This window comes from Desulfobotulus sp., assembly GCF_034006065.1.
Lineage (GTDB): Bacteria > Desulfobacterota > Desulfobacteria > Desulfobacterales > ASO4-4 > Desulfobotulus.
In genome coordinates, this window is sequence record NZ_JAVETM010000071.1 from 1 (window position 1) to 8,623 (window position 8,623).

The window sequence follows — 8,623 nt, forward strand, 5'->3', positions numbered from 1 at the left end:
GGAAGACCATGCCAGGGATGAATACGAAAAATTTGAAGTCCGGCGCAGAGAATACAAAGAAGCGCTGGGGGCTGTCGATTATGTGAAACAACTGGAGGAAGCGGCCAAGCAACTTCCCGTAAAAAAGTAAAAAAGACAAAACGGGTTCGACTGGAGGCAGAAGCCCGGAAGAAAAAGAAACGGCCACCCAGAAAAAAACGAGAGGCCTTCCGGGCAGAACATGGCAGACGCAGGGCACTCATGGAAAGGCTGATCCTCAAAAAAGCTTCTGATGATCGATTAAGGCCCCAAAAAAATCTTCCCGGTACACGGTGTCAGGGGGTAAAAACGGCGGCATCCAGCAACACATCCACCGCAAGCTCACGCAGAAAAACCGTTTCCCTGTCACCGTTTCCAAAAAATTTTTCCACCTTCACAGGCAAGCCCAGCTCCGGGTGTACCCATACGCGATAGACCGTTTCCGCCGCCTCCACCTCCACGCCTGGACAAAGCAGATCTTCCACCCTCTCGGGCTCCAGAAGGGTAACGGTACCCTGATCCGCAAGCGCTTTCACGGATCGGAGCAGGGAGCCCATATCGGATCTGTCCACCGTATGGCCTTTGGGATCTGTGATCAGGCTGTTTTCAGGGGAGAGGCGCAGATGAAAAAATCCGGCGGAAAAAGGCCAGAGAGTGACCTTCTTTTCCTCCGGGTTGTAGATGAGACGGGCACCCTTGTGGGGTTCTATAAAATCCATCCGGATAAAACCCGGTTTCTGGTAGGTGTAAAGAATACGGTTACGGCCACCTTCCCCTTCTGAATCAAGAAGGGTGGTATAGTTTGTCAGAGCCTCAAAACGATCCAGCATATCATCTATGGGCGATTGCCCCGCCGCAGAAAGGTCCGCAGCCCCCAGAAGGCAGAAAAAAAGAATCCCCCAAACCCAACCCCGCTCTCTCATATCGCTGCCCCCTTTGCCAGGCAGCGCATGAAACCACGCGTTCCCCTTGCCATGATACGCTGGTGATTTTCACTGAGATATCCCTTAAAAAACAGGGAAAAAACGCTCATCCAGAAACGGTTTGTCCGCACATGCAGGGAAAAAAAGATCCGGGTTCCCCAGGAACTCTCTTCAATACGACAGGCGCAGACGCCTTCAATGTCACCATCAATATCCGCAAGAATAAAGGTCTCCTGGCAGACGTCCCGGATTCTGGCATCCACATTCAGGCGGTAAGGCAAAGCCCCTTTCCAGCATGTCCTGTAGCATTTACCGGCCATACCCGCAGGCAAGGTGTCCTGGGAATCGGCAAGCAGCAGTCCTTCCCACCAGTCCGGCCAGCCTTCCACATGCACCATGCCCTTCCATACAGCCGCAAGAGGCGCATCAATGCACCACTCTTCCTCAAACGCATAAAACCGTCGCCGATCCAGCCACAAACGCACCGTATCCCTGCCCCATGTCAAAAGGTTCATCCTCCTCACCATGAAACCCATGACATCATGGCAACGGAATATTCTAACATGATGGCCTTCCATGGGAAAACAGTGACTTCCTCCTCATCCCTTCAAAGCGCAGCATGAATCCTGAAATCCTGCCATGGATACCCGGCCGAGGTGCATTCCCCCATTGCGCATCCCATGGTAAATGTTCTATTTTCATTCCCATAGCAGCAGCCTTCTCATTGAGGCCTTTAAAATCCCTATCCTGAAAAAAGATAAGGCCGGACCTTCAAAAAAATCCGAATGGGTAAGCTTCCTGTCCCAGACCCTGTGAAAAACCCTATCCAGGCGTCCCTTTCCTCGCCGGAGCATACGCCTTTTCCTGGAAAAACTCTTGTCTTTCACCTAAAACCCGAAAACTGCCAGAAAGACAGCCCATGACCTCTCAAAATTTCCAGGCCCCCCTCAAGATCACCTGCATCCTGCCCGCAAAAAACAGAAAAGACCTCCTGCCCACCGCCCTCCGAAGCATCCGGGAACAGCATCCTGACCCCGCCCTTTTCTGCACCCCTGAAATTCTGGTGGTGGATGACGGCTCTTCGGACGGTACGGCAGATCTTCTGGCCCGTGACTTTCCCGAAGTACGGATTCTCCGTACCGAAGGCATCGGCCCCGGCCCGGCCCGCAATGCAGGGGCAGGGGCAGCGAAAAGCGAGATTCTCTTTTTTCTCGATTCCGATGACCTCTGGCGACCGGATCATCTAAAACGCCTTGCCCCCTGTTTTCTCAAAGGGGCTGGCTTTGCCTGCAGCCGGGCCTACAACCACAACAGGGTGGACGGAAAGGATTTCACCATTCCGGATACGGATGTGGATCTGGGACAGAACACCCTGGCCCGTCTGAAGAAATGGTGCGACATGGTACCCTCGGCCCTGGCGGTTCGCAAAGATCTCTTTTTTGAGGCAGGGGGATTTCCTGACCTGGGGTGGGGCGAAGACTGGATTTTTTTTCTTGAACTCTCGGCCCGCTCCGACCTATGCTTCATCCCTGAGATCACGGTGGAGCGCACCCTTCACGGCCAGAGCCTCTGTGCGGACAGCCATATCTCCCAGCGCATCCTCTCCATGCTGGATGCCGTGGCCCGCAAGCTTGAAACCCTTCCCGGTGCAGGGCCGGAGGATCAGGCCCATATCCAGTTCCTGAAAACCCTTACTTCTGAAAAAGGCGACCCATGGAAAAGCATCCAGGACTTCTATACTGCTGCCAAAGAAGCGGGGCGGATGGCCCCATGATCTGCGACGAAGACCATATCCGTGTGCTGGCCACCTGCACGGACATCCCCGAAGAGGCTCCGGACTTCAGGCTGCCCATCGACGGCGTGGGCATTGGCAACAAAACCGTGTGGGTGCGGCTTCAGAGCGGACTCACCCCCTTTAACGCCGACATCCGGGTGAATCTGCCCGGACGGGTCAAAGGCATCCACATGTCCCGCATTGAGGCCGTCATCAGTGCACTTCTGGAAAAGGAATTCGCGGATATCGGCGACTACACCCTGGCCCTTGCTGAAGGTGTGCTGGAAACCCAGGAGGGTGATCACGCCGAAGTCCACATCTGGGGGAAACTCCCCATCCTTCAGAAAACCCCGGCCAGCCGGAAAATTTCTGTAGATACCCTGGACGTTTCCGCCAAGGCAGTGGTCTCCGCTTCAGGTGCCGGAATCCAGAACCGTGTCCGGATTTCCGCAGGGGTTCACCACATCACCGCCTGCCCCTGCACCCAGGCCTATAACCGGGTGCTCTTTGAAACGGACACGGAGATGCCCCTCATCACCCATTCCCAGCGATCCTTCACCCGGCTTGCCATGGAGCGCAGCGGCACGACACCCTCCTTTTCCGAGCTCTTTGACTGCCTCAACGCCAGCCTGCACGTAACCTCGGATCTCCTGAAACGCACGGATGAGGCCGAGGTGGTACTCAAAGCCCATACCAAACCCCAGTTTGCCGAAGACACCACCCGGGAGACGGCCCGTCAGGTGGGGCTACGCTTCCGGGATCGCCTTCCGGCCAGCACCCTTGTGGATATCCAGTCCAACAGCCTGGAAAGCATCCACACCCATGATGTCATCGCCGCCATTCAGACAAGCCTTGGAGAAATTATCGCTGTGCTGGATGAAACCTGAAAAACAAGGACGGTGTCCATGTCTGTTTTTTCAAAAAAATGGCTGTTTTTCCTTTTTATCCTCAGCCTTTTTGCCGTCACCGCCCATGCCGAAGGCCCCCGTCGCATGGTGGCTTCCACCACCCAGATTGCGGACTTTGCCAAAAACATCACCGGCGACCGCTGGGAGGTCATCTCCATCCTGGCACCGGGGGCCGATCCCCACACCTACACGCCCACACCAAGGGATGCGGAGCGCGTGGCCCAGGCGGATCTCATTTTGCAAAACGGCCTGATGCTGGAAGGCAAAAACTGGATGGCCACCCTGGCCAAAGCCTCCGGAAAACCCCTTGTCACCTGCACGGACGGTATCACGCCCCTGGAAATTTCCGAAGATGGAGACACCATGGCCGACCCCCATGCCTGGTTTTCTCCCAAAAATGCCGCTGTCTATGTGCGCAATATCCTACAGGCTGTGGTGGCCATGGATCCGGAAGGAAAGGACCTTTTTCAGACCAGGGCGGACCTTTATCTTCAGCAGCTCCGGGTGCTGGATGCCTGGATACGGGCCCAGGTGGCCCAGATCCCTGAGGAAAGGCGGCTTCTTGTCACAAGCCACGATGCCTTCAACTATTTCTGCCGGGAATACCGCTTCAATCCCCAGAACAACTACTTAAGCCTTGCGCCTGTGGGCTGGTCCACGGGCGGTGAGGTGGGGGCGGGCAGCACCCCGGCAAGGCTCCGTCAGGTGATGGAAAGCATCCGGGCCATGGGAGCCAGGGCCATTTTTGTGGAAACCAGCGTCAATCCCAGACAAATCCGTGAAATCGCGGCCCAGACGGGCATCCGCGTGGGCGGAGCCCTCTATTCCGATGCCATGGGGCCTCCGGGCAGCGCCGGAGAAAGCTATATCGGCATGATGCGGGAAAACACCCTCACCATTGTGGAAGCCCTGCGTTAGGAAAGGAAGCAGCGTGAACCGTTTTCTGCTCATCTTCCTGGTCTGGATTTTCACAGCCGGCTGCGGCTGGTTTGTCCTGTCCGGTCAGCCCCCCGCCCCGGCTCCCCAGCCAGATCTGCACCCTGCACCGGCTTTTCGCACTCTTCGTCTTGAAATCACAAGCAGTTTTGATATGGCAGCCGACCCCTTTGCCCTGAATCCTTCCCAGGATTCAGGCTTACAGATCTATGAAAACGGTGTGTTGCAAAAAAGTCTCTCCGAACTGAAGGCCGAAGACACCCCCCTTTTCCTTGAAAGCCGGATCGCAGCGGCCTCGGTGGAATACAGGATACGGGCCTCTGCCGGTGAGCCCCCCCTGCGGCCCCAGGCCCTGCGGGTGCGGGTGTTTGAAAACGGCCTTCTGCGAAAAGATCTTTCCGGATGGAGCCAGGACGGCCTTCTCGATCTCCATTTTCACCATTCCTTTGGAAGCGAGGCCGAGCATGGTTTCTGACACACCCGCCATCCGCACCCGCCACCTCACCGTCAGCTACGGTCTCCGTCCGGCCCTTCTGGATGTGAGCCTCGACATCCCTACGGGGGCTCTGGTAGGGGTTCTTGGCCCCAACGGTGCCGGAAAATCCACCTTCATCAAGGCCCTCATGGGCTTTGTGAAAAAGGATGTGGGCTCCGTGGAAATTCTCGGCCTGCCTGCGGAAAAAGCAAAGGGCCGTGTGGCCTATGTACCCCAGCGCAGCAGTGTGGACTGGGATTTTCCCATCACCGTGGAAGAGGTAGCCCTCATGGGCCGCTACGGTCTTATTCCCTGGTACCGCAACCCCGGAAAAAAAGACCGGGAAGCCGCAGCAAAAGCCCTTCAGGCCGTGCGCATGGAAGGTTTTTCCAAACGGCAGATCGGAGCCCTTTCCGGCGGTCAGCAGCAGCGGGTGTTTATGGCCAGGGCCCTCTGTCAGGGAGCGCGGATTCTCCTCCTTGACGAACCCTTTGCCGGTGTGGATGCGGTGACGGAAAGGGCCATCCTGGATGTTTTGCGGGAAGCGCGGCAACAGGGCCTCACCCTGGTGGTGGTGCACCACGATCTGGCCACAGCGCCGGACTATTTCGACCACATCGCCCTCATCAAACAGCGCCTTGTGGCCTTTGGCCCGCCGGAAGAGGTGCTCACCGAAGCCCTGCTCTCTGAGGTGTACGAGGGACAGATGCAGGGTTTTGCCCGCATGCGAACCCCCCCGTAAGCTTATTTTCTGCAATAAAAACTCACCTTTTCCCTCCGGGAGAGGGAAAAGGTGAGGGATCTGTTTTCAGGGTATCTTCACTCCCGGAAATAACCTGAAGAAAACCCCCGGAAAGAAAGCCCCAAAAGGAAATCCCATGATGCCCTTTACAGCCGATACCCTGCCCGGCCCCCTGGCTCAACCCTTTTTCATCAAGGCCCTCATCGCATCCATCCTTGTGGCCCTGGTCTGCGGGGTGACGGGCTGCCTTGTGATTTTACGAAAAATGAGCTTTCTCGGAGATGCCATCTCCCATGCCATGATCGCAGGGGTGGCCGCAGGGTATCTCACCATGAAGCTTATTTTCGGTATCGAGGCCCACGCCCCTGCCATGCTCTTCGGCGCTCTCATCGCCGCCATCCTCACCGTGGGGCTCATCCATTTTGTCTCTTCCGTGTCCCGCATCAAGGACGACACAGCCATCGGCATCATGTACACCGGCGTTTTCGCCTTAGGCGTTGTCATGGTTTCCCTTTTCCGGGAGCACATCCACATCGACCTCATGCATTTCATCATGGGCGATGTGCTGGCCATCTCCGATGGGGATATTCTTCTTTCCGCCCTGGTCTCTGCCGGGGTGCTGACCCTCATCCTGCTTTTTTTCCGGCATTTTCAGGCAGCGGCCTTTGATCCGGTAATGGCTGCGGCCATCGGCATTCCCGTGGGGCTTGTTCATGGGGCCCTTACCTTGTGCGTCAGCCTGGTGGTGGTGGTGGGTGTGGGGATGGTGGGAGTGATTCTTGTGGTGGGACTGCTCATCACGCCTGCGGCCACGGCCTACCTGCTCACGGACAGGCTGGATCGCATGATGCTGCTCTCAGCCCTCTTTGCCGCAAGCGGTGCGGTCTGCGGACTCTTTCTCGCCTATGCCCTGGATGTGGCGGGCGGCGGAGCCATCATGCTCTTTCTCACCTTCCAGTTTGTGCTGGTACTCATGGTGGCCCCACAGCATGGCATCCTCACCCGCTATGTCCAAAAACTCCGCCATCTGCCCCAAGACATCACCGAGGACATTCTCGCAGATCTTTTTCGAAAAGACCCTGCGGGGATTGCTCCGGCAAAGCTTCTGAACACGGCGGGCTCCAGGGTGAGGCTTGGCCGTGCATTGCGCCTTCTCGAAGAAGAAGACCTTATCCGCCAGGATCCTGGCAGTGTGCGTCTTACGGAAAAGGGACGCAAAGCCGCCTTAAAGATCCGCCGTTCCCACAGAATCTGGGAATCTTACCTTGCCCACGCAGGCATGGATGAGGAACAGATCCATCCCAAGGCCCATGAGCTGGAGCACATGAAAGACCCGGAAATTCTCAGAAGACTGGATGATCTTCTGGGGCACCCCATGACCGATCCCCATGGCAGCGAAATTCCTCAGGATCCCTGCCTTCATCAGGCAGGAACCCTTTTCAGCGCAAGCCTTCTCAGGCCCGGACAGAAAGCCATTCTGCGGGAGATCCCCCCCTCCCTTGCCCATCAGCTCCGACCCGGAGAAGGGCTTTTTCTCACATCCAGGGATGAGATGGGGGAAATCTGGAATTTCCGCCTTGACAACGCCGCGCCGCTTGCACTGGATCATGGGATGGCCGATGCCCTGGTGGTGGAGATGGATGCGGATACACGGCGTGACTGTGAGAACAATTTTTAGTTCGTCCCTACCTTACGATTCCAAGCACCGCTATTCCGAATAATTTTCTGCAATCTTGTCAAAGGAGGTGTTCCGGATGTCTTTGAGCTCATCCCATATTTTCTGGGCCAGATCGGGATTGGCCTTCACAAAATTATGCGAGAGCATCAGGTAGTAATGCTTTGAAAGGAAGGGGGGGTTTACCTTGACAATATCCGCATATTTGGAATTGTTCCGGATAATTTTATCCGCCGTCACATCCTGAAGTGCCACAGCAGCAACCCTTCCCATCAGAAGTTTATCCAGATTGTTAACCGTGCTGGGGGCTTCCTCCACAGGCACATTGAGTTTCCTGAGGTCATTCACGACAGAATACCCCAAAGGCGCTCCGATGTTTCCATGCACGCCCGAAAAAATCTTTCCATCCCAACCAAGCTTTGAATCCTTCAAGGTATAAAGGGAATAGGTGATGGTTGCAATCCGCCGGTCTGTGTCCTCCAATCCATCATGACTATGATCTTTTGTGGGATACCATCCAATGACAAGCCTCTCTTTGCTGTAACTGGCATTAAAAATGCCATCCACAAGATTTTCCCCCAGGCTAACGGTACACCTTCTCCAGGGATACCGCACCAAACGAATGGAAAGTCCGGGAATTCTCTCCTCCAGCATCTTCACCATTTCCACGGAAACACCCGGGCGGGGAGAGATGACCTCATCGCTGTTCCCCATGTAGTAAGGAGGCTGTTCTTTGTTTTCATAGGCAATGGTCATTTCAACCGCATTTGCATGAAAAAAAGAAGCACAAAAAAAGAGGGCTGAAAAAACAACTGTTTTTTTCATAAAGCCTCCTTACAAAAATGGGAAATCAATGAAATTGTCAGAATACCGCCTGCATCTCCAAGAATAATGACAGGTTAGCAGACGGAACAAAAAAAGCACAGTTCTTTCTGCAAAATCCGCCCCCAGCACACCTCTGTCTCAATAAGACAATCAATACTCAGAAATCATTGTTCTTGATGTCCGGATAAAAACAGGATAATTTTGCATATCATTTCTGTATTTTAGGGCGTGTCATCAGTTAAGCCATATGACGGAAGCTGCCAGGTGTATGGCACCCAAAAAAACGACGGCCCGCTTATCGTATCGAGTAGCAATGGCGCGGTATTGCTTGAGTCTGGCAAAAAAGT

10 protein-coding genes are annotated in these 8,623 nt (G+C 55.2%); 6 read left to right on the forward strand and 4 right to left on the reverse strand.

From position 1 onward, the window contains the following. Window positions 1–314: 314 nt before the first annotated feature. Both RBR60_RS15375 and RBR60_RS15380 read right to left on the reverse strand, forming a co-directional pair. Entirely contained in the window at window positions 315–941 is a 627-nt protein-coding gene (locus tag RBR60_RS15375; protein WP_320358403.1) for a hypothetical protein, read from the reverse strand. Next, a complete protein-coding gene (locus RBR60_RS15380) occupies window positions 938–1,456 on the reverse strand; it encodes a hypothetical protein (protein WP_320358405.1) in 519 nt (172 codons plus the stop codon). Before RBR60_RS15380 ends, RBR60_RS15375 begins: the two co-directional genes overlap by 4 nt. A 404-nt stretch (window positions 1,457–1,860) precedes the next feature. Between RBR60_RS15380 and RBR60_RS15385 the strand changes: the two genes are divergently transcribed. The 6 genes from RBR60_RS15385 (at window position 1,861) to RBR60_RS15410 (ending at window position 7,454) form a co-directional block, all read left to right on the forward strand. After that, window positions 1,861–2,715, forward strand: coding sequence for a glycosyltransferase family A protein (locus RBR60_RS15385; protein WP_320358406.1), 855 nt, complete (start codon window positions 1,861–1,863; stop codon window positions 2,713–2,715). Beyond that, complete coding sequence (locus RBR60_RS15390) at window positions 2,712–3,602, forward strand: GTP cyclohydrolase, FolE2/MptA family (protein ID WP_320358407.1); 891 nt, start codon at window positions 2,712–2,714, stop codon at window positions 3,600–3,602. The genes RBR60_RS15385 and RBR60_RS15390 overlap by 4 nt, the downstream gene beginning before the upstream one ends. Window positions 3,603–3,620: 18 nt before the next feature. After that, the gene (locus RBR60_RS15395) at window positions 3,621–4,541 is read left to right on the forward strand and encodes a metal ABC transporter substrate-binding protein (RefSeq protein WP_320358409.1); all 921 of its coding nucleotides are present in this window, start codon (window positions 3,621–3,623) and stop codon (window positions 4,539–4,541) included. A 13-nt stretch (window positions 4,542–4,554) separates the two neighbouring features. Continuing rightward, entirely contained in the window at window positions 4,555–5,034 is a 480-nt protein-coding gene (locus tag RBR60_RS15400; RefSeq protein ID WP_320358412.1) for a hypothetical protein, read from the forward strand. Beyond that, window positions 5,024–5,776, forward strand: coding sequence for a metal ABC transporter ATP-binding protein (locus tag RBR60_RS15405; RefSeq protein WP_320358414.1), 753 nt, complete (start codon window positions 5,024–5,026; stop codon window positions 5,774–5,776). The genes RBR60_RS15400 and RBR60_RS15405 overlap by 11 nt, the downstream gene beginning before the upstream one ends. Window positions 5,777–5,912: 136 nt before the next feature. Beyond that, window positions 5,913–7,454 carry an iron chelate uptake ABC transporter family permease subunit gene (locus RBR60_RS15410; RefSeq protein ID WP_320358416.1) on the forward strand — a complete coding sequence of 514 codons (1,542 nt, stop codon included), beginning with the start codon at window positions 5,913–5,915 and terminating at the stop codon, window positions 7,452–7,454. Between the two features lie 30 nt (window positions 7,455–7,484). Here RBR60_RS15410 and RBR60_RS15415 read toward each other — a convergent pair whose 3' ends face one another. Continuing rightward, window positions 7,485–8,276 (reverse strand): transporter substrate-binding domain-containing protein, encoded by a 792-nt coding sequence (locus RBR60_RS15415; RefSeq protein ID WP_320358418.1) that lies wholly within the window; start codon window positions 8,274–8,276, stop codon window positions 7,485–7,487. Between the two features lie 234 nt (window positions 8,277–8,510). Beyond that, window positions 8,511–8,623 (reverse strand): transposase (locus RBR60_RS15420; protein ID WP_413815477.1); only part of this gene is annotated, 113 nt, incomplete at its 5' end.

What these genes read in the sequence shown, in the direction of transcription:
- RBR60_RS15390 (WP_320358407.1), top strand. Translation starts at nt 2,712, where the DNA reads ATGATCTGCGACGAAGACCATATCCGTGTGCTGGCCACCTGCACGGAC.
- RBR60_RS15375 (WP_320358403.1), bottom strand. Translation starts at nt 941, where the DNA reads ATGAGAGAGCGGGGTTGGGTTTGGGGGATTCTTTTTTTCTGCCTTCTG.
- RBR60_RS15405 (WP_320358414.1), top strand. Translation starts at nt 5,024, where the DNA reads ATGGTTTCTGACACACCCGCCATCCGCACCCGCCACCTCACCGTCAGC.
- RBR60_RS15410 (WP_320358416.1), top strand. Translation starts at nt 5,913, where the DNA reads ATGATGCCCTTTACAGCCGATACCCTGCCCGGCCCCCTGGCTCAACCC.
- RBR60_RS15385 (WP_320358406.1), top strand. Translation starts at nt 1,861, where the DNA reads ATGACCTCTCAAAATTTCCAGGCCCCCCTCAAGATCACCTGCATCCTG.
- RBR60_RS15380 (WP_320358405.1), bottom strand. Translation starts at nt 1,456, where the DNA reads ATGAACCTTTTGACATGGGGCAGGGATACGGTGCGTTTGTGGCTGGAT.
- RBR60_RS15415 (WP_320358418.1), bottom strand. Translation starts at nt 8,276, where the DNA reads ATGAAAAAAACAGTTGTTTTTTCAGCCCTCTTTTTTTGTGCTTCTTTT.
- RBR60_RS15395 (WP_320358409.1), top strand. Translation starts at nt 3,621, where the DNA reads ATGTCTGTTTTTTCAAAAAAATGGCTGTTTTTCCTTTTTATCCTCAGC.